Origin of the sequence: Kitasatospora sp. NPDC004615 (assembly GCF_042873545.1) — a bacterium.
GTDB lineage: Bacteria > Actinomycetota > Actinomycetes > Streptomycetales > Streptomycetaceae > Kitasatospora.
Genome location: NZ_JBIALQ010000003.1, coordinates 297157 through 316856, shown reverse-complemented (window position 1 = coordinate 316856; position 19700 = coordinate 297157). Strand labels below are relative to the sequence as shown.

The window sequence follows — 19700 nt, the reverse complement described above, 5'->3', positions numbered from 1 at the left end:
CGGCCGTGCGTGCTCGTACCTCGGACGGATCGTCGGTTCGCGGAGGCTGGCATAGTCTGCCGCCAGAGGGGTGATCCTCCTTCGGGGATCCGTGGGGCCGGGGGGAACCGGGCCCGCGTGGGGCTATCGGAAGTGAAGATATGGCGTCCGGAACAGTCGTATCGTCGTCTCCTGTCCGGCTGAGCGGGGAAGACGGCAGCCCGCCGGCCGGCCGGCGCGTGATCAACTGGCCGGGGCTGCTGCCGTGGGGGCTGGCCGCCGGGTTCTTCGCGTTCTACGCGGTGTTCTGCCTGCGGCGCCACGGGCTGCTGCTGACCACCGGCTACGACCTGGGGATATTCGAACAGGCGGTGCGCAGCTACGCGCACTTCGAGCTGCCGGTCACCCCGCTGAAGGGGAACGGTTTCAACCTGCTCGGCGACCACTTCTCGCCGATCCTGCTGGCGCTGGTGCCGTTCTACCTGGTGTGGCCGGCCGCCGAGACGCTGCTGCTCGGGCAGGCCGCCCTGCTGGCGCTGGCCGTGGTGCCGATCTCCCGTTGGGCGCAGCGGGAGTTGGGCCGTGCGGCGGCCGTGGCGGTGGCGCTCGGGTACGGGCTCTCCTGGGGCGTCGGCTCGACGATCGGCTTCGACTTCCACGAGGTGGCCTTCGCGGCGCCGCTGCTGGCGTTCTCGGTGGTCGCGCTGGCGGAGCGGCGCTGGGTGGCGGCGGTCGCCTGGGCGGCGCCGCTCTGCCTGGTGAAGGAGGATCTCGGCCTCACCGTCGCCGTCATCGGCGGCTACGTCGCCTGGCGCGGGCCGCGTCGGCTCGGGTTGGTGACGGCGGTGTCCGGCGTGCTGGCCAGCGTGGTGGAACTGCTGGTGCTGCTGCCGGCGATGAGCCCCAGTCACGCCTACAACTACTGGGACAACCTGGAGAGCCAGCCCGGCACCGAACCGAGCCTGGTGGAGCGGCTGTTGTCGATTCCCGGGCACCTGGTGACCGCCACCGTCGAGGGGCGGTTGCTGTTCTTCCTGCTGATCCCGACGTTGCTGCTGGCGCTGCGCTCGCCGCTGTTCCTGGTCGCCGTCCCGACGCTGGGCTGGCGGCTGCTCAGCAAGAACCCGATGTACTGGGGCACCCAGTACCACTACAGCGTGGTGCTGATGCCGATCGTGTTCGTGGCGTTCGTCGATGTGCTGATCCGGCTGCGGGCCGCGAAGCCGCACTGGGGGCGCTGGGCGACGGCGCCGTTCCTGGCCAGCAGCGTGGTGGTCACCGGGGTGCTGTTCCCGTTCTTCCCGATGGCGCAGGCGACCGACGCGGGCTTCTACCGGGACTCCGCGCACGTGCGGACGGTGCAGTCGGTGCTGGCCGACATACCGTCCGGGGCGCGGGTGGCGGCCGGCAACCGGCTGGTGCCCCAACTGACCGGCCGCTGCACGGTGTTCGAGTTCGGCTGGCCGAAGGACTGGCGCACCGCGGACTGGGTGGTGCTGGACACCCGCAACCCGATGGGGTGGCCGCTGAACGGGGCTCAGGAGGCCGCGGAGATAGCGAAGCTGCGCACGGAGGGCTTCTGGACGGTGCGCGAGGAGGAGGGCGTCCTGCTGCTGCGCGGGCCGGTCGCCGAGTAGTGCGCGAGAACGCGAGAGGGCCCGCCCACCGATCCGGCGCGGGCCCTTCCGTGTGCCAGGGGGCGGAGGCTCAGGCCTCGTCGGCCGGGCCGTCCTCGCCGTCGGCGGGCTTCTCGTCCTCGACCTGCTCCTGCAGGCCCAGGCGCTCGACCATCCACTGCTCGAAACCGACCGCGGCCTGCGTCCAGTTGGCGGTGGTGCCGACGAAGTACTCCAGGCTGACGCCGTTGCCGACGATCATCTGGGACTCGCCGATCAGGCGGACCACGCCGTCCTCGTGAGTGTGGGTGTAGACCTTGGGCCACAGGGTCTCGCGGTTCCACTCGTCGATCAGGTCGAGGATCTCGCCCTTCTTCTCCAGCGGGAACGCGCGGTCGTAGAAGGCGCGGACCGCGAACAGCTCCTTGTGGTCGCCGCGGAACATGTAGTAGACGCGGAAGTTCTCCCAGGGGGCGGTGAGGTCGCCCTCCTCGTCCACCACGTGCTTGAGCTGCATCTGGTCGAGCAGCTGGGCGACCAGGTTCTGGTCCGGGACGATCACCGGCGGCGGCCCGGCCGGAGCGCCACCGGGCTGTCCGCCCTGCGGCGGCTGCGGCAGGCCGAAGGACGGGATGGACGACGGGTCGATGCTCACGGGGGTGTCCCTTTCACGGTGCACAAGGTCGGCTGCCGATAGGGGGCCGCCTTCTCATGCCTCCATCCTGCCTCATTCGTGGCTCCCGGCACAGAGTGACCTCGGGGTGTTCCTGCCTGGTCCCGGGCGGTGCGCACACGCCGACGGGCGGAGCCCGCAGGGGCTCCGCCCGTCGGAGGGGCATCGCTACTTCACCTGGTCACTTCACCAGCGAGGGCTTCGGGCCGACGCTGAGCCGGTCGTTCGCCTCGTCCCGGTCGACCAGGACGGTGTCCCCGTCCAGGACCCGGCCGGAGAGGATCTCCTTGGCCAGCTGGTCGCCGATCGCGGACTGCACCAGGCGGCGCAGCGGGCGGGCGCCATACGCCGGGTCGTAGCCGGTGAGCGACAGCCAGTCGCGGGCGGCCGCGGTGACGTCCAGGGTGAGCCGGCGCTCGTGCAGGCGGCGGGCCAGCGCGGCGACCTGGAGGTCGACGATCCGGCTGAGCTCGGTGGTGCTCAGCGGGTCGAAGACCACGATGTCGTCCAGCCGGTTGAGGAACTCCGGCTTGAACGCCTGCCGGACGGTCTCCAGCACCAGTTCCTTCTTCCGCTCCTCCGGGGTGGCCGGGTCGACCAGGTGGGCCGAGCCGAGGTTGGAGGTGAGGATCAGGATGGTGTTGCGGAAGTCGACCGTGCGGCCCTGGCCGTCGGTGAGGCGGCCGTCGTCCAGCACCTGGAGCAGGACGTCGAACACCTCGGGGTGGGCCTTCTCCACCTCGTCCAGCAGCACCACGCTGTAGGGGCGGCGGCGGACCGCCTCGGTGAGCTGGCCGCCCTCCTCGTAGCCGACGTATCCGGGCGGGGCGCCGACCAGGCGGGAGACGGAGTGCTTCTCGCCGTACTCGCTCATGTCGATCCGGACCATCGCCCGCTCGTCGTCGAACAGGAAGTCGGCGAGCGCCTTGGCCAGTTCGGTCTTGCCGACGCCGGTCGGGCCGAGGAACAGGAACGAGCCGGTCGGGCGGTCCGGGTCGGCGATGCCGGAGCGGGTGCGGCGCACCGCGTCGGACACCGCCTGGACGGCCTCCCGCTGGCCGATCAGGCGCTTGCCCAACTCGTCTTCCATGCGCAGGAGTTTGGCGCTCTCGCCCTCCAGCAGCCGGCCGGCCGGGATGCCCGTCCAGGAGGAGACCACGTCTGCCACGTCGTCCGGGCCGACCTGCTCCTTGACCATGGTGGTGTTCGGCTCGTCCGCCGCGCGCTCCTGGGCCTCCGTCAACTCGCGCTCGGCGGCCGGGATTTCGGCGTACATCAGCTTGGAGGCGCGCTCGAAGTCGCCGTCCCGCTGGGCGCGGTCGAGGGCGCCGCGCAGGTCGTCGAGGCGCTCCTTGAGCTCGCCGACCCGGTTCAGGGACTTCTTCTCCTGCTCCCAGCGGGCGTTGAGGGTGCTGAGCTGCTCCTGCTTGTCGGCCAGATCGCGGCGGAGCCGGCCGAGGCGCTCGACGGAGGCCGGGTCGGACTCGTTCTCCAGCGCCAGCTCCTCCATCCGCAACCGGTCCACGGCGCGCTGGAGTTCGTCGATCTCGACGGGGGAGGAGTCGATCTCCATCCGCAGCCGGGACGCCGACTCGTCGACCAGGTCGATCGCCTTGTCGGGCAGGAAGCGGGAGGTGATGTACCGGTTGGACAGGGTGGCGGCGGCGACCAGCGCGGCGTCGGTGATCTCCACCTTGTGGTGCGCCTCGTAACGGCCCTTGAGGCCGCGCAGGATGGCGATGGTGTCCTCGACGGTGGGCTCGCCGACCAGCACCTGCTGGAATCGGCGCTCCAGGGCCGGGTCCTTCTCGATCCGCTCGCGGTACTCGTCCAGCGTGGTGGCGCCGACCATGCGCAGCTCGCCGCGGGCCAGCATCGGCTTGAGCATGTTGCCCGCGTCCATCGAGGAGTCGCCGCCGGCGCCCGCGCCGACCATGGTGTGCAGCTCGTCGATGAAGGTGATGACCTGGCCGTCGGAGTCCTTGATGTCGTTCAGGACGGCCTTCAGCCGCTCCTCGAACTCGCCGCGGAACTTCGCGCCGGCCACCATCGCCGCCAGGTCGAGCGAGACCAGGCGCTTGCCGCGCAGCGACTCCGGCACGTCACCGGCGACGATGCGCTGGGCCAGGCCCTCGACGACGGCGGTCTTGCCGACGCCGGGCTCGCCGATCAGCACCGGGTTGTTCTTGGTGCGGCGGGAGAGCACCTGCACCACCCGGCGGATCTCCTGGTCGCGGCCGATCACCGGGTCGAGCTTGCCGTCCCGGGCGGCCTGGGTCAGATCCGAGCCGTACTTCTCCAGCGCCTTGTAGGTGCCCTCCGGGTCCGGCGAGGTGACCCGGGCGCTGCCCCGGACGTCCTTGAACGCGGCGAGCAGGGCCTTCGGGGTGGCGCCGTGCTGCTTCAGCAGCTCGGCCACCGGACCGCCCTCGGCGGCGAGGCCGACCAGCAGGTGCTCGGTGGAGACGTACTGGTCGTCCAGATCGGCGGCGCGCTTGCCGGCCTCCTCCAGCACCGCGAGGGTGTCCCGGGCGAGCTGGGGGGCGGCCACCGTGGAGCCCTGGGCGGCGGGCAGCGCGGCGGCCTGCCGGCGGGCCTCGGTGGCGATCGGCGCCGCGTCCGCCGCGACGGCCTTGAGCAGCGGGCGGGCCAGGCCCTCCGGCTGGTCGAGCAGCGCCAGCAGGATGTGCACCGGCTTGACGTCGGGGTTCCCCGCGGTGCCGGCCTGGCGGATGGCGGAGGACAGGGCCTCCTGCGTCTTGCTGGTGAACTTACTGGCGTCCACTGCGGGCATACCCCTCTCGTCTGCGGGTCATCTGGTTCGTGACCAAGTCTGCTGACTACAGCATGCACTAAGTTGAGTCTATTCCGCTCAACTTTTTTTGAGGCCCTGCGGCGGCTGCCCCCCGCGGGTCAGCCCGAGCAGCAGCCGGGCCGGGCCGGCCGGGCGCTGACCGGCCGGCCAGACCGCGCGCAGCGGGCGCTGGAGCTCCAGCCCGGCCAGCGGGACGGCGACCAGCCGGCGGGTGGCCAGCTCCTCGGTGACGGCCAGCTCGCTCAGGCAGACCGGGCCCGCGCCGGTCATCGCGGCGGCCTTCAGCGCCGTCGAGGAGGCCAGCTCCAGCCGGGGCGCGGCCGGCCCGCCGTACGGGGCGAGCGCCTCCTCCAGCACCTCCCGGGTGCCGGAGCCGACCTCGCGCAGCACCAGCGGGGTGGCGGCCAGTTCGGGTCCGGTGACGGGGGTGCGGCGGCGGGCCCAGCGGTGCTCGGGGGAGACCACCACCACCAGCCGGTCCGTGGCGACCACCGCGCCGGACAGGCCGGGCGGGGTGGAGGTGCCCTCGACGAAGCCGAGGTCGGCCTCCCCGGCCAGCACCCGGGCGGCGACGTCCGCGGAGTTCGCGGTGCGCAGGGTGACGGCCGTGCCCGGGCTGGCCTCGCTCAGCGCCAGCAGCCAGCCCGGCATCAGGTATTCGGCGACGGTCAGGCTGGCCAGCACCCGCAGCCGGGCGTCCCGGCGTTCGCGCAGCGCGTCGATCCCGGCGTCCAGCGCCTGGGCGGCCTCCACCACCTGCCGGGCCCACTCGACCACCAGCCGGCCCGCCTCGGTGGGCCGGGAGCCGCGCGGGGAGCGCTCCAGCAGCGCGACCCCGATCTGCCGCTCCATCCCCTTGATCCGGGCGCTGGCGGCGGGCTGGCTGACGCCCAGTTCGGCCGCGGCCCGGCCGACGCTGCCCAGCCGGGCCACCGCGAGCAGCAGCTCCAGGGCGCCGAGTTCCGGGACGTGCGGGGAGAGAGCCATAGGCCCAGGCTATGTCCTCATAGCGGAGCCCCCGCTACCGCCGCCCCAGCCGCGCGGGGACGGTGGTGCCATGGCAACCCTCCTCGCGCCGCAGACCCACCCGCACACCCCGAGCCTGCCCAGGCTGTCCCGGCTCGGACCCAACTGGTACGCCGCCGTGATGGGCACCGCGATCACCGGCAACGGCGCCGCCGCGCTGCCGGTCGACCTGCCGGGCCGGCTGGTCCTCGCCGAGGCGGTGTGGACGCTGTCGCTGCTGCTGCTCGCCGTCCTGCTGGCGGCCCGCGCCGTGCACCTGGTGCGCCACCGCGAGCAGGCCCGCCGCACCCTGCTGGAGGAGCCGGCCGCCGCCGTCTTCTACGGCTGCCCGCCGATGGCGCTGCTGGCCGTCGGCTACGGCGCGCTGGCGGTCGGCGGGCCGGTGATCGGCGAGCGGGCCGGGCTGGCGCTGGACGTACTGCTGTGGAGCGCCGGGACGCTGTACGCGCTCGTGGTCGCGGCCGGACTGCCGTACCTGATGATCACCCGGCACCGGCTGTCCGCGCTGGAGGCCAACCCGACCTGGCTGCTGCCGGTGGTCGCCCCGATGGTGGCCGCCGCGCTCGGCCCCGCGCTGGTGCCGCACCTGCCGGAGGGGACGGCCCGGCAGGCGCTGCTGTACGGGTGCGTGGCGATGTTCGGGGCCAGTCTGCTGGCCACCCTGGCGCTGCTGCCGGTGGTGTTCGGCGGCCTGGTGCACAGCAAGCTGCCCGCGGTGGTGCTCACCCCGTCGCTGTTCCTGGTGCTCGGCCCGCTCGGCCAGTCCACCACCGCCGTGAACCAGTTCGCCGACGCGGTGCCGTTCGCGCTGCCGGGCGCCGGGCACCAGGGGGCGGCGGTGGCACGCGGCCTGGCGGAGGTCTACGGCGTCGCGGTGATGGGGTTCGCGCTGCTGTGGCTGGCCGTGGCGCTGGTCGCCAACCTGCGGGCGCTGCGCGCCGGGATGCCGTTCGCGATGACCTGGTGGGCGTTCACCTTCCCGGTCGGCACGCTCGTCACCGGCTCGGCCGCGCTGTCCCGGCACACCGGCTTCGGCGGCTTCACCGGGCTGGGCGTCGCGCTGTGGCTGCTGCTCTTCACCGCCTGGGCGGTGGCCTCGGCCCGCACCCTGGCCGGTCTGAAGGCCGGGCGGCTCCTCTAGCCCTTATCGGGACCGGGTGAGTCGCGTGCGGGCGATTCCGGATCGGTGGATTCGGCGAAGGATTGTCGAATTCTCGGAGACACCAGTGACATTTCCGTGCCGCGCGACGCTACCGCCCCGGCGGACCGTCGGAGAGGGACGAATGCCTGCTCGGAGAGGGGGGCAATGCCGAAAAATCGAGGATTCCGGTCACTCGATCGAGTGGTTTGCTGCAGGTTCCTGCACTTGCGGGAACCTGCAGCCGGAGAGCACTTGTTCGGCGTTCCCCGCGCTGTGAGGGTGTAGTCACGTCAAGTCGTCCCGGGCCGCCGCAGCCCGAGTCGGCGACTTGCTCTTCGCGTGGGGGCGACAGGTGCGTTCGTATCTGCGCAACGGGGGGAAGAGCACCGGTCCGGACGCCACGTGTGGTGGTGGCCGAGGGACCGGGATCGGTGAGGCGTTGCTGCTCCGCCTCGCCGAAAGCGCCTTGACGCTTGGCGTGACACGAGCGGGTCCTCCGGGGTCCGGGTGCCTGTGGCGCCCGCCCCCGGGGGACGCGCCCGTCTGCGGGGACTCCCGCCGTCGAGCCGGACGGCCCTGCTGAGATCATCATCCGCAACGGAGGAAGACGGCAGGAGAGCTCGACGTGGCTGCGGACCACCCGAAGTCCGACCCGGACGACACACTCCCCGAGGACGACGCCTCCCGGCTGTACCTCGCCATCCTGGCCGCCGGCGGTCGGATCCCGCTCGACCACCCGGAACTGCCCGGCTCCGACTTCACCCCCGAACGCCAACGCGCCCTGCTGGAGCAGCTGGTGGCCATCGGACTGGTGATGCCCAACCGCATCGACGAGTGCTACGTCGCCGTCAGCCCGCGCGCCGTCGCCGAACGCGTCGGCGCCGACCTGCGCGCCCAGGCCACCCGGCTGCTGCTCGACGCCGACCGGCTGCCCGCCGCCCTCGACCCGCTCGCCCGCGCCTACGACGCCGTCCCCCGGCCCGCCGACCGGGCCCGGCGGGCGGTCTACGTGGACGGCCAGGAGAGCATCCGGCTGCGGATCGCCCAGCTGGTCTCCGACTGCCGGCTCGAACTGCTCAGCGCCCAGCCCGGCCTGCGCCCGCCCGCCGTCCTCGAACTCGCCCACACCCAGGACCAGTTGATGCTCCGCCGGGGCGGCACCATGCGCACCCTCTACCAGCCGGTCGCGCTCACCGAGGAGAGCGCCGTCCGGCACGCCGCCGCGATGGCCGAGCAGGGCGCCCAACTCCGCGTCCTGGACGAGCCGTTCCTGCGGGTGATCGTCATCGACCGGCGGATCGCCGTGATCCCCGCCGCCGACGACCACAGCCGCGCCGCCTTCGTCGAGGACCCAGCCGCCATCGCCTACCTGGTGGCCGGCTTCGAACGCGACTGGGCCCGGGCCGACCAGGTGCACTGGAACAGCCTCGACGGCCGCACCCTCACCCGCACCGTCACCCACCGGGTCGGCCGGATGCTCGCCCAGGGCCTCACCCAGCGCGCCGTCGCCACCCGCCTCGGCCTGTCGGAGCGCACCGTGGCCGGTCACATCTCCCGGCTGCGCGACCTGCACAACGCCCAGACCCTGTTCCAGCTCGGCTGGTTGATGAGAGGCGGTGGACGTGGCTGACCCCTCCGCCGTACCCCCGCCGGTCGACGACCTCGCCCGACGCCTCTACCTGGAGATCCTCGACGCGGGCGGCCGGATCGCCGCCGACCGGATCGCCGACCCGCAGCGGCCCGCGCTCGCCGAACTGCTCCGCACCGGCCTGCTGATCTCCGACGGCCTGGACGGCGCCTACCTGGCCGTCGACCCGCGGTTCGTGGCCGAGAGCCTCGGCGCCGAGATGAACACCGAGGCCGCCCGGCTGCTCAACCGCGCCGAATGCCTGCCCGGCCGCCTCGAACCGCTGATCACCGCGTACGAGAGCGTCCCCCGCCCGATCGAACCGGCCGGCTGCGAGATCCAGGTGATCGGCCGCGAGCACATCCGCCGGCGGATCGCCCAACTCGGCGCGGACTGCCGCGAAGAGGCCCTCACCGCCCACCCCGGCGCGTTCGCCCCCAGCGCCCTGGAGACCTCGCTCCACCAGGAACTCCCGGTGCTGCGGCGCGGCTGCCGGATCCGCACCCTCTACCGGCCCGGCGTGCTCGCCGAACCCGCCGCGATCCGCTACGCCGCCGCCCTCACCGAGGCCGGCGGCGAGGTCCGGCTGCTCGACGAACCCTTCCAGCGCGCCCTGGTCTTCGACCGCTGCACCGCCGTCGTCCCCGCCGCCGAGGACCACAGCCGGGCCGCGCTGATCCTCGACCCCGCCACCGTCGCGATGGTCGTGGCCGGCTTCGAACGCGACTGGGCCCGCGCCGAGCGCGTCCGCTGGGACTCACTGCTCGACACCGCCCCCACCCGCACCGCCGTAGACCGCACCGCCCGCCTGCTCGCCCAGGGCCTCACCCAGCGCGCCATCGCCACCCGCCTCGGCCTGTCGGAGCGCACCGTCGCCGGCCACATCTCCCGCCTGCGCGACCAGCACGGCGCCGACACCCTGTTCCAGCTCGGCTGGCTGATGCGCGGGGGCGAGGACCGTGACTGAACCGGACACCGTCCCCCCGACCGAGGCCGAACGGGCGCTCTACCTCGCCGTCCTGCGGGCCGGCCGGGTCTCGCTGCGCGAGGTGATGGAACAGGACGCGGGCGCGGCCGCCCGGCTGCTGGAACTGGGGCTGCTGGAGCACTACGTGGTGGACGGCTGGGTGGCGGCCGTCAACCCGCGCACGGCCGGCGCCCGGCTGGGCAGCACCCTGCGGGAGCGCGCCACCGGCCTGCTCACCCGTGCCGACCGGACGGCGGCCGGCTTCGAGGAACTGGCCGAGTCCTACGACACCGCCCAGCGCCGCACCGAACCGGTCGCCGGGATCGCCCACCTGACCAGCGTCCAGCAGGTCCGGCACCGGCTGCTGGAGATCGAGGCCGACTACCGCGAGGAGGGCCTGGCCGCCCAGCCGGGACCGCGCCCGCCCGAGTACCTGAAGGACAGCTCCCGGCTGCACAAGGCGCTGGCCCGCGGAGCCGTCATCGACGTCCTCTACCAGCCGCTCACCCGGCACGCCCCGCACACCGTCGCCTACGCCGCCGAGGCCACCGGCTGGGGCGTCCGCGTGCGGGTCCTGGACGAGCCGTTCGCCCGGATGCTGATCTTCGACCGGCGGGTGGCGGTCGTCTCCGCGTCCACCAGGACCCTCGCCGCCGCCTTCATCGAGGACCCCGCCGTGGTCGACCACCTGGTCGCCGTCTTCCAGCGCGACTTCGCCCGCGCCGTCCGGGCTCCCTGGCGCGACCTGGCCGGACGTCAACTCCCGGAAACCGCACGCCGGATCGGCGAGCTGCTCACCGCCGGGCTCACCCAGCGCTCCATCGCCTCCCGCCTGAACCTCTCCGAACGCACCGTCGCCGCCCACATCGCCCGCCTGCGCGAGCGCTACGACGCCGAGACCCTGTTCCAGCTCGGCTGGCTGATGCGGGACGGCGTCCGATGACCGGGCCCACCGCGGCCGAACGGGCGCTCTACCTCGCCGTCCTGCGGGCCGGCGGCCGGGTCTCGGTCCGGGAGGCGGTCGAGCAGGACGCCGAGGCCACCACCCGGCTGCTCGAACTGGGCCTGCTGATCCAGCACGACGAGAGCGAGCAGCTGACCGCGGTGAACCCGCGCAACGTCAGCCACCGGCTGAGCCGGGAACTGCGGGAGGCCGGTACCCGCCGGTTCATCGAGGCCGAGCGGGTTCCGGCCGAACTCGACGAGCTGGCGGACGCGTTCGACAGTTCCACCCGCCGGGGCGACCGGGCGCCGCAGATCACCCACATCTTCGACGTGGACCGGATCCGGCACCGGCTGCTGCAGATCGAGGCCGACTTCCGCGAGGAGGTGCTGGCCGCGCAGCCCGGCCACCGCCCCACCGTCTACCTGGAGAAGAGCGACCGCACCGAGCGGGCCCTGGCCGCCGGCGCCCGGATGGACATCCTCTACCAGCCGGTCGGCAGCACCGATCCGGCGGTGATCGACTACGCGGTGCGCGCCACCGGCTGGGGCATGCGGCTGCGTTCGCTGGACGAGGACTTCACCCGGATGCTGATCTTCGACCGCAAGGTGGCGATCATCTCGGCGTCCGCCGACAACCGCACCGCCGCGTTCATCGAGGACCCGGCCGTGGTCGGCCACCTGGTGGGCCTGTTCCTGCGCGACTGGGAGCGGGCCGAACGCGTCCCGTGGCACGACCTCGCGGGCGGCGCCGTCCCCGCCGTCACCGACCGGATCGCCCGCCTGCTCGCCCAGGGCCTCACCCAGCGCGCTGTCGCCAGCCGCCTCGGCGTCTCCGAACGCACCGTCGCCGAACACATCGCCCGCCTGCGCGAACGCTACGACGCCGGGACGCTCTTCCAGCTCGGCTGGCTGATGCGGGACGGTGCCCGGTGACGGACCGACTGCCGGACTCCCGGCTCGGCCCGTCGGAACGGACGGTGGCCGCCCATATCGCCCTGCTGCGCGACCTCTACGATGCGGAGACCCTGTTCCGGCTCGGCCGGCAGCTGCGCGGAGCACCGGAATGACCGATCGGAACCGACCGCCCTGGCGCCGCCGCCGAGCGGCCCGGAAGGAGTGGGACCTGTGAGCGAGTCGAACGGAGCCGCCCTGCCGACCGGGCCCGAGCGGCAGCTGTACCAGCAGATCCTCGACCAGGGCGGCCGGGTGGCCTTCCGCGAGGCGGTCGAACAGGACTCGGCGGGGGTGCTGCGGCTGCTGGAACTCGGACTGCTGGTGCACGACGCGGTCGGCCAGTCGCTGACGGCGGTCAACCCGCGGGTGGTCGGCGACCGGATCAGCGCCGAACTCCGCGCCGAGGGCACCCGGATGCTGCTGCGCGCCGAGGAGATGCCCGTCCTGCTGGAGGACCTCACCCACGCCTACGACGCCACCCCGCGCCGCGCGGACCGCTCCAGCGTGGTGCATCACGTCGGCCGGAGCGACCGGATCCGGGAGCGGGTACGGCAGTTGGAGAACGAGGCCGAGGAGGAGGTGCTCGCCCTGCAGCCCGGCGGGGCGCCCGCGGGCGACCTCCAGGCCGACTCCCTGGAGCGGGCCCGCGGCTTCCTGACCGGCGGGGCCGTGCTGCACACGGTCTACGAGCCGGCCGCGCTGCTCGACGAGGGGACGGTGCGCTGGGCGGAGGCCGTCACCGGATGGGGCGGCAGGTTCCGGACGCTGAGCGAGCCGTTCAGCCGGATGACCGTCTTCGACCGCCGGATCGCCGTCGTCCCGGCGTCGGCGGACAACTCCAGCGCCGCGCTGGTCGAGGACCCGGCGGTGGTCTCGTTCCTGGTCGCCGCCTTCGAACGGGACTGGGATCGGGCCGAACGGGTCCGCTGGCATTCGGCCGACCGCGAGGGCGAGAGCGTCGTTCCGGTCCACGAACAGGTCGGCCGGCTGCTCGCCCAGGGCCTGACGCAGCGTTCGATCGCCTCCCGCCTCGGCCTCTCCGAACGGACCGTGGCGGGCCACATCTCCCGGCTGCGCGAACTGCACGACGCGGAGACGCTGTTCCAGCTGGGGTGGCAGATGCGCGCGGCCGAGGGCCCGGCCGCGCCACCGGCCTGACCGGGCATCAGCCGGTGGCGATCTCCGGGGACCAGAAGCCGTACGGGGCGGCGTGCTCACGGCGCGGACGCGGGAACTGCTCGCCGGGCGCGGTCCAGAAGCCGCTGCGCAGCGAGAGCGCCATGCCGGCCCAGTCCAGCGCGGTCTCCACGGTGTGGTGCAGCGCCTCCTGCGACCAGGTGTCGTCGAAGACCAGCGGCAGCACGGGGGAGACCTGCTCGATGGTGGCGATCAGCGGGTTGTGGGTGATCGCCTCGTCCACCAGCATCACGATCGGCTTGCGCAGCGCCGACGCCCAGCCCAGCTCCAGGCTGACCCCGGCCGACAGCGGGGCGCCGACGTACGCGAACACCAGGTCCGCGCTCTGCATCGCCCGGAAGTCCGAGGGGACCCGCTGCTCCGGCGCCTTCCCGGCCACCGTCCACGCGTCGCTGTGGTGGGCGCTGTACACCGCGGCTCCACTGCGAAGCAGCGTGCTCCGCAGCGTGGTCAGTCTGGTCCGGCTGGCCAGCGTCACCACGCTGTCCGCAGGCCCGGTCAGCCGCATCAGGGGCGCGGCGAGGAAGACCCGTGCGCGTCGCCCCTCGGAGGCCTGGTACTGCAGGTGGGGCTCAGTCATGTCGACTCCGGGTGTGGTGATTCGGCCGGCTCGGTCCGGAAGGCCCTGTCCGGTGGAAGCGGTGCGGGCCCGAAGATTGCCGCACTTCGGGGTCGAGCGGACCGACGTGGAACTCGCAGATCATGCCGCTTTGGTTACGACTAGCTGATCGTCCATCGCCGGGTGTCAGGGAGTCCACTGGCGCATGGTGGCATCTGGCTGCCTGGCGGACAGATGACACCTCTATCCATCATCCGGACTTCTTAGTGCCGACATGCACATTTCACGGCCCGGGCGGTGCTGCCGCACCCGGTAGGTGACGGCGAGGCAGTTGATGAGTAATCATATGGGTGCCAATTGATGCGGGCGCCGTTCGGTGAACGGTGCTCGCGATGAATTTGTCCGAAAGGGGTGATTTTGTGCTGAAGGCCCGCCGTATCCTGATCTCGGCGCTCCTCCTGGGCATGGCCGTGTTCCTCGGGGCCGCCCCGGCGAGCGCGGACTCTCACTGGTTTGCGTCCCAGACCACCGAAACCCAGGTGGCCTCCCTCGACAGCCACTGGTAGAGCCCTGAAGCGCAGGACGGAGGGGCCGCCGGCATCAAGCCGTCGGCCCCTCCGTTTGCGCGAGTTTCCAGCCGAGTTGGAACAGCGTGTCGACCCCGTATTCCTCGCGCATTTCGGCGATGTGCCGGGCCAGCGTCCTTTCGCTGAGGCCCAGCCGCCTGGCAATGGTGCGATGGGCGATCCCTTCCAGCATCATTCGCACGATCTGCCGACGCATTCGGGTGACCACCAGGGGTGGAATTCCGTGGTCGCCGGTGAACGGAATTGCCCGTTCCCATTGGCTGTTGAACACCCCGACGATGTAGTCGATGACCGAGTCGTCCCGGATGAACGCCGCGCGATCGCGGTTCTCCTCGTCCCCCACGGTGACGACCGCGACCTGGCGATCGATGACGATGAGTTTGGCGAAGGCTTCGTCGAGCGTTCTGACCTGGCACCCTTCCTGGGTGACCGCCTGGACGTAACTGACCGTCGGGTTCGAATAGCGGGCGCTGGGCTGGTAGATCGTACGGATCGTGCCGCCGCGTTCCACGAATTTCAGGTCACGGGCGATCGCGATTTTCAGCGCGTCCTCGCCGCGGCCGCCGCCGGGTTGCGCGGTGAGCATTTCCTTCGCACCGTTGGCCATCAGCGTCGCCAGCCGTTGGTTGATGTTCCCGCGGCCCTGGACATATGCGATGGAACCGCCGGCCTCCGGGCGGCTGATGTAGCTCTGGTATTCCCGGTTCAGGTCCTGCAGGGTGTGGTGGATCGAGACCGAGCGCCGGAGTATTTCGCCGGCTTCCTGCTGGAGCTCCAGCGTCAGCGATTCCGCCAGTTGTTGGGGATCCTTCACGGCGTAGGTGCCGGACGGTCCCACCTCCGCCTGAAGCAGGCCGATGGCCAGCAACTCCTGCAAGGGGCCGGCGATTTGACCGGGTGACAGGCTGCCGGCATCGCGCTCGGTCAGCCTGCCTCCGGTCTGTACGGCGCGGACGTAGAGGGACCTGGCCTCCGGGGACAGGGCCGGGGTGACGGCACTGCTCCTCTGCTCAGTACTCATGTCCATGACTCCTTGCCTGAGCTGGGGCTTCCGGCAGTTCGGGAGCGTCTTCCGGCCCGCATCATAGAGCGAAGGGCGCTCGGTTCCGCCGAATTACCGGATCGGAGCGGAGCCGGAAGCACGTCCTCTCCCAAGACTCTGGCAGCACACCGAAACCGCCGACACCCCCCGGTGGGCAGGAATGTCGACGGTTCGTGGTCGGGCCGGTCAGCGCTTGGGGCGCCAGACCACCAGGGCGCTGGACTGCGTGACCTGCTGGTAGGGCACCAGGTCACGGCGGTAGGAGGCGTGCACGGCGGCCTCGCGCTGCTGCAGGGTGGCGGCGGCGCCCTCCAGGGCGTCGACCAGTTCGGAGACCCGGGACTGCAGGGCGGCGACCTGGTTCTCCAGTTCGATGATCCGCTTGATGCCGGCCAGGTTGATGCCCTCGTCCTGGGAGAGGCGCTGGACCTCGCGCAGCTGCTGGATGTCACGCGCGGAGTAGCGCCGGCCGCGCCCGGCGGTGCGGTCCGGGCAGACCAGGCCGAGCCGGTCGTACTGGCGCAGGGTCTGCGGGTGCAGGCCGGAGAGCTCGGCGGCGACCGAGATCACGTAGACCGGGGTGTCCTCGGTGAGGACGTACGTCGGCGGACCGGCGGGGCGGCGGCCGGCGCCGGGCAGGCCCTCGCCGATGCCGGCGCCGATCCGGGCCTCGGCGCCGCGCGGGCTGTCGGGATGGGGGCTCATCGGGATCTCACGCTCCCTCCGCCGCCTTGAACAGGGCGGCTCGCGGGTCGTCCGAGGCGGTGGCCTCGCGGTACTGCTCCAGTGCGCTCAGTGCGTCGCCGCTGACGATCTTGGGTACGGCGACCTCGACGGTGACCAGCAGGTCTCCCCGGGTGCCGTCCTTGCGGGTGGCGCCCTTGCCGCGGGCCCGCATGGTCAGACCGTTGGCGCTGCCCGGGGGCAGCTTGAGCTTCACGGCCGGTCCGTTCAGGGTCGGCACCTCGATGGTGCCGCCGAGTGCGGCTTCGGGGAAGCTGACCGGCACCGTCACGGTGAGGTTGTCACCCTTGCGCCCGAACACCGGGTGCGGGTCGACGTGCACGGTGACGTACAGGTCGCCGGGCTGGCCGCCGCGCTCGCCCTGGGCGCCCTTGCCCTTGAGTCGGATCCGCTGGCTGTCCTGCACGCCGGCCGGGATCCGGACCTGCATGGTGCGGGCCGAGGAGGCCCGGCCACTGCCGTGGCAGACGGTGCACGGGTCGTCGACGATCATGCCGCGGCCCTTGCAGTCCCGGCACGGCTCGGAGAGCGCGAACGCGCCCTGGCCCCGGCTGACGGTGCCCGCGCCGACGCAGGTCGGGCAGACCCGGGGGGTGGTGCCGGTCTTGGCACCGGTGCCGGCGCAGGCCCGGCAGGCCGCCTGGGAGGTCATCCGCAGCGGCACCGTCGCGCCGTCCACGGCCTCCTCGAAGTTCAGGGTGACCTCGGTCTCGACGTCCGCGCCGCGCCGCGGCTGGGCGGTCTGCCGGCCGCCGCGGTTGAACAGGCCGCCGAACACGTCGCCGAGTCCGCCGCTGCCGCCGGCGGTGCCGCCGTTGAACAGGTCGCCGAAGTCGAAGCCGCCGCCGGCGCCACCCGCGCCGCCCGGCCGGAAACCGCCGCCGGCGAACAGCGAGCGCGCCTCGTCGTACTCCTTGCGGCGCTTCTCGTCGGAGAGCACGTCGTACGCCTCGGAGATGTCCTTGAACCGTTCCTCGGCCTTGGCATCGCCCTTGTTGGCGTCCGGGTGGAACTCCCGGGCCAACTTGCGGTACGTCTTCTTGATCTCGGCGGCGGTGGCGTCCTTGGGCACGCCGAGGACCTTGTAGTAGTCCTTCTCCACGTAGTCCTTAGCGCTCATGGCCTTTGACCGCCACCTCCCGTAATCCCGTAAGTCTGTTGGTGAAGCGTGTTGTTGGGAAGAGCCCCGATACGGCGCTGCGGAGCCGGCCGCCGTACTGGACGACGTACGACTCCGCAGCGCACAGGGACTCTACTCAGCTGTCGGACGAACCGTCAGCCTTGTCCTCGTCCGGTTCGCCGGTGGTCTGGGTGCCCGGCTGGGGCTCCGCGACCGCGACCATCGCCGGGCGGATGATCCGCTCGCCGATCCGGTACCCGGGCTGGAGGATCTGCACGCAGGTGTCCTCCGTGACGTCCGACGAGTAGCTGTGCATCAGCGCCTCGTGGATGGTCGGGTCGAAGGGCTCGCCCTCCTTGCCGAACTGCTGCAGCCCGAGCTTGGCGACGACCGTCTCCAGCGACTCGGCGACGGACTTGAAGCCACCCGTCACCTCGCCGTGCTCGCGGGCCCGGCCGATGTCGTCCAGCACCGGGATCAGCGATTCCACGATGTTGGAGACCGCGATCTCCCGGACGGTGGCCCGGTCGCGCTCGACCCGCTTGCGGTAGTTCTGGTACTCCGCCTGGAGACGCTGCAGGTCGGCGGTACGCTCGCCGGCCTCGCGCTTGGCGGCGGCCAGCTCGTCGGCACCCGCACCCGCGACAGCCTCTTCGGCGGCCTTCAGCACGGCTTCCTCGGCGGCGGAGTCGTCGCCGGGCTGCTCGCCCTGCGGCTTCTCCGTCATGCCGCACCGCCCTTGGGCTTCTCGTCGTCGACGATCTCGGCGTCGACCACGTCGTCGTCCTTGGCGCCGGCCTCGCCGGCCCCGGCCGCACCGGTGGCCGCACCCGCGCCGTCGGCCTGCGCGTACAGCGCCGCGCCGAGCTTCTGGGCAGTGGTGGAGACCTTCTCGGTGGCGGTGCGGATGGCCGCGATGTCCTCGCCCTTGAGGGCTTCCTTGAGCTCGGTGATCGCCGTCTCGACCTCGGTCTTGACGTCGGCCGGGAGCTTGTCGGCGTTGTCCGCGATGAACTTCTCGGTCGAGTAGACGAGCTGCTCGCCCTGGTTGCGGGTCTCCACGGCCTCGCGGCGCTTGTGGTCCTCCTCCGCGTAGCGCTCGGCTTCCTCGCGCATGCGGTTGACCTCGTCCTTCGGCAGCGAGGAGCCGCCGGTGACGGTCATCTTCTGCTCCTTGCCGGTGCCGAGGTCCTTCGCGGCCACGTGCATGATGCCGTTGGCGTCGATGTCGAAGGTGACCTCGATCTGCGGCAGGCCGCGGGGGGCCGGCGGCAGGCCGGTCAGCTCGAACATACCGAGCTTCTTGTTGTACGCCGCGATCTCGCGCTCGCCCTGGTAGACCTGGATCTGCACGGAGGGCTGGTTGTCCTCGGCGGTGGTGAAGATCTCGGAGCGCTTGGTCGGGATCGTGGTGTTGCGCTCGATCAGCTTCGTCATGATGCCGCCCTTGGTCTCAATGCCCAGGGACAGCGGGGTGACGTCGAGCAGCAGGACGTCCTTGACCTCGCCCTTCAGCACACCGGCCTGCAGGGAGGCGCCGATGGCGACGACCTCGTCCGGGTTGACGCCCTTGTTGGCGTCCTTGCCGCCGGTCAGCTCCTTGACGAGCTCGGCGACGGCCGGCATACGGGTCGAGCCACCGACCAGGACCACGTGGTCGATCTCGGACAGCGCGATGCCGGCGTCCTTGATGACGTTGTGGAACGGGACCTTGCAGCGGTCCAGCAGGTCGGCGGTCAGCTGCTGGAACTGCGAGCGGGTGAGCTTCTCGTCCAGGTGCAGCGGGCCCTCGGCGGAGGCCGTGATGTAGGGCAGGTTGATCGAGGTCTCCGAGGAGGAGGACAGCTCGATCTTGGCCTTCTCGGCAGCCTCGCGCAGACGCTGGACGGCCATCTTGTCCTTGGACAGGTCGACGCCGTGACCGGACTGGAAGACCTTCACCAGGTGGTCGACGACGCGCTGGTCCCAGTCGTCACCACCGAGGTGGTTGTCACCGTTGGTGGCCTTGACCTCGACCACGCCGTCGCCGATCTCCAGCAGCGACACGTCGAAGGTGCCACCACCGAGGTCGAAGACCAGGATGGTCTGGTCGTCCTTGTCCAGGCCGTAGGCCAGGGCGGCGGCGGTCGGCTCGTTGACGATGCGCAGGACGTTCAGGCCCGCGATCTCGCCGGCCTCCTTGGTGGCCTGGCGCTCGGAGTCGTTGAAGTACGCCGGGACGGTGATGACGGCGTCGGTGACCGTCTCGCCCAGGTAGGCCTCGGCGTCCCGCTTGAGCTTCTGCAGGACGAAAGCGGAGATCTGCTGCGGCGTGAAGTCCTTGCCGTCGATGCCGATCTTCCAGTCGGTGCCCATGTGGCGCTTGACCGAACGGATGGTCCGGTCGACGTTGGTGACCGCCTGGCGCTTGGCGACCTCGCCGACGAGCACCTCGCCGTTCTTGGCGAAGGCGACGACGGACGGCGTGGTCCGAGCACCCTCGGCGTTGGTGATGACCGTGGGCTCACCGCCCTCAAGAACACTGACGACGGAGTTCGTCGTACCGAGGTCGATGCCGACCGCGCGTGCCATCGTGAATACCTCCGGGGAGAAGTTGAGCAGTACAGGCTCAACTATGCACGAGGTCGCCCGAACCGTCAACAGCTTTGAGTTGACGTGGCTCAACTTTACTGAGCGCTTATGTCGCGAGGCTCTCCGACCAGGACTTG

17 protein-coding genes are annotated in these 19700 nt (G+C 71.7%); 8 read left to right on the top strand and 9 right to left on the bottom strand.

From position 1 onward, the window contains the following. The first annotated feature begins 218 nt into the window (after positions 1–218). A complete protein-coding gene (locus tag ACFYS8_RS12555; protein ID WP_387639623.1) occupies positions 219–1616 on the top strand; it encodes a DUF2079 domain-containing protein in 1398 nt (465 codons plus the stop codon). A 70-nt stretch (positions 1617–1686) separates the two neighbouring features. Here ACFYS8_RS12555 and ACFYS8_RS12550 read toward each other — a convergent pair whose 3' ends face one another. The 3 genes from ACFYS8_RS12550 to ACFYS8_RS12540 all read right to left on the bottom strand — a co-directional run bounded on the left by ACFYS8_RS12550 (position 1687) and on the right by ACFYS8_RS12540 (position 6070). Then, positions 1687–2250 carry a YbjN domain-containing protein gene (locus ACFYS8_RS12550; protein ID WP_380480394.1) on the bottom strand — a complete coding sequence of 188 codons (564 nt, stop codon included), beginning with the start codon at positions 2248–2250 and terminating at the stop codon, positions 1687–1689. Between the two features lie 199 nt (positions 2251–2449). Next, on the bottom strand, positions 2450–5053 hold the full coding sequence (clpB, locus tag ACFYS8_RS12545) for an ATP-dependent chaperone ClpB (protein ID WP_387640698.1): 2604 nt from the start codon (positions 5051–5053) through the stop codon (positions 2450–2452). 87 nt (positions 5054–5140) lie between these two features. Beyond that, positions 5141–6070, bottom strand: a complete 930-nt coding sequence (locus ACFYS8_RS12540; RefSeq protein WP_387639619.1) for a LysR family transcriptional regulator — start codon at positions 6068–6070, stop codon at positions 5141–5143. A gap of 70 nt (positions 6071–6140) precedes the next feature. On the opposite strand from ACFYS8_RS12540, the gene ACFYS8_RS12535 reads away from it, so the two are divergent. From ACFYS8_RS12535 to ACFYS8_RS12505, 7 genes are all read left to right on the top strand, one after another. Then, on the top strand, positions 6141–7250 hold the full coding sequence (locus tag ACFYS8_RS12535; RefSeq protein WP_387639617.1) for a TDT family transporter: 1110 nt from the start codon (positions 6141–6143) through the stop codon (positions 7248–7250). A gap of 625 nt (positions 7251–7875) precedes the next feature. Continuing rightward, positions 7876–8880: a LuxR C-terminal-related transcriptional regulator gene (locus ACFYS8_RS12530; RefSeq protein ID WP_387639614.1), complete on the top strand. Its 1005-nt coding sequence runs from the start codon at positions 7876–7878 to the stop codon at positions 8878–8880. Next, on the top strand, positions 8873–9844 hold the full coding sequence (locus ACFYS8_RS12525) for a helix-turn-helix domain-containing protein (RefSeq protein ID WP_387639611.1): 972 nt from the start codon (positions 8873–8875) through the stop codon (positions 9842–9844). Before ACFYS8_RS12530 ends, ACFYS8_RS12525 begins: the two co-directional genes overlap by 8 nt. Then, positions 9837–10787 carry a LuxR C-terminal-related transcriptional regulator gene (locus ACFYS8_RS12520; RefSeq protein ID WP_387639608.1) on the top strand — a complete coding sequence of 317 codons (951 nt, stop codon included), beginning with the start codon at positions 9837–9839 and terminating at the stop codon, positions 10785–10787. The genes ACFYS8_RS12525 and ACFYS8_RS12520 overlap by 8 nt, the downstream gene beginning before the upstream one ends. Beyond that, a complete protein-coding gene (locus tag ACFYS8_RS12515) occupies positions 10784–11722 on the top strand; it encodes a helix-turn-helix domain-containing protein (RefSeq protein ID WP_387639605.1) in 939 nt (312 codons plus the stop codon). Before ACFYS8_RS12520 ends, ACFYS8_RS12515 begins: the two co-directional genes overlap by 4 nt. Next, entirely contained in the window at positions 11719–11856 is a 138-nt protein-coding gene (locus tag ACFYS8_RS12510; protein ID WP_387639602.1) for a hypothetical protein, read from the top strand. Before ACFYS8_RS12515 ends, ACFYS8_RS12510 begins: the two co-directional genes overlap by 4 nt. Positions 11857–11914: 58 nt before the next feature. Further along, complete coding sequence (locus tag ACFYS8_RS12505; RefSeq protein WP_387639599.1) at positions 11915–12901, top strand: LuxR C-terminal-related transcriptional regulator; 987 nt, start codon at positions 11915–11917, stop codon at positions 12899–12901. Positions 12902–12908: 7 nt separating this feature from the next. Here ACFYS8_RS12505 and ACFYS8_RS12500 read toward each other — a convergent pair whose 3' ends face one another. The 6 genes from ACFYS8_RS12500 to dnaK all read right to left on the bottom strand — a co-directional run bounded on the left by ACFYS8_RS12500 (position 12909) and on the right by dnaK (position 19563). Continuing rightward, on the bottom strand, positions 12909–13520 hold the full coding sequence (locus ACFYS8_RS12500) for a hypothetical protein (RefSeq protein ID WP_387639596.1): 612 nt from the start codon (positions 13518–13520) through the stop codon (positions 12909–12911). Between the two features lie 579 nt (positions 13521–14099). Beyond that, positions 14100–15107, bottom strand: coding sequence for a helix-turn-helix domain-containing protein (locus ACFYS8_RS12495; protein WP_387639593.1), 1008 nt, complete (start codon positions 15105–15107; stop codon positions 14100–14102). A gap of 207 nt (positions 15108–15314) precedes the next feature. Beyond that, on the bottom strand, positions 15315–15833 hold the full coding sequence (locus ACFYS8_RS12490) for a heat shock protein transcriptional repressor HspR (protein ID WP_387639590.1): 519 nt from the start codon (positions 15831–15833) through the stop codon (positions 15315–15317). Between the two features lie 7 nt (positions 15834–15840). After that, positions 15841–16992, bottom strand: coding sequence for a molecular chaperone DnaJ (gene dnaJ / locus ACFYS8_RS12485; protein ID WP_387639588.1), 1152 nt, complete (start codon positions 16990–16992; stop codon positions 15841–15843). Between the two features lie 136 nt (positions 16993–17128). Then, positions 17129–17719: a nucleotide exchange factor GrpE gene (gene grpE, locus ACFYS8_RS12480; protein ID WP_387639585.1), complete on the bottom strand. Its 591-nt coding sequence runs from the start codon at positions 17717–17719 to the stop codon at positions 17129–17131. Beyond that, the gene (gene dnaK, locus ACFYS8_RS12475; RefSeq protein WP_387639582.1) at positions 17716–19563 is read right to left on the bottom strand and encodes a molecular chaperone DnaK; all 1848 of its coding nucleotides are present in this window, start codon (positions 19561–19563) and stop codon (positions 17716–17718) included. The genes grpE and dnaK overlap by 4 nt, the downstream gene beginning before the upstream one ends. Positions 19564–19700: the final 137 nt, after the last annotated feature.

Bases quoted from the DNA above. Each gene is read 5' to 3' on its own strand.
- ACFYS8_RS12535 (WP_387639617.1), top strand. From the start codon at position 6,141: ATGGCAACCCTCCTCGCGCCGCAGACCCACCCGCACACCCCGAGCCTG.
- ACFYS8_RS12490 (WP_387639590.1), bottom strand. From the start codon at position 15,833: ATGAGCCCCCATCCCGACAGCCCGCGCGGCGCCGAGGCCCGGATCGGC.
- grpE (WP_387639585.1), bottom strand. From the start codon at position 17,719: ATGACGGAGAAGCCGCAGGGCGAGCAGCCCGGCGACGACTCCGCCGCC.
- ACFYS8_RS12540 (WP_387639619.1), bottom strand. From the start codon at position 6,070: ATGGCTCTCTCCCCGCACGTCCCGGAACTCGGCGCCCTGGAGCTGCTG.
- dnaJ (WP_387639588.1), bottom strand. From the start codon at position 16,992: ATGAGCGCTAAGGACTACGTGGAGAAGGACTACTACAAGGTCCTCGGC.
- ACFYS8_RS12515 (WP_387639605.1), top strand. From the start codon at position 10,784: ATGACCGGGCCCACCGCGGCCGAACGGGCGCTCTACCTCGCCGTCCTG.
- ACFYS8_RS12500 (WP_387639596.1), bottom strand. From the start codon at position 13,520: ATGACTGAGCCCCACCTGCAGTACCAGGCCTCCGAGGGGCGACGCGCA.
- ACFYS8_RS12495 (WP_387639593.1), bottom strand. From the start codon at position 15,107: ATGAGTACTGAGCAGAGGAGCAGTGCCGTCACCCCGGCCCTGTCCCCG.
- dnaK (WP_387639582.1), bottom strand. From the start codon at position 19,563: ATGGCACGCGCGGTCGGCATCGACCTCGGTACGACGAACTCCGTCGTC.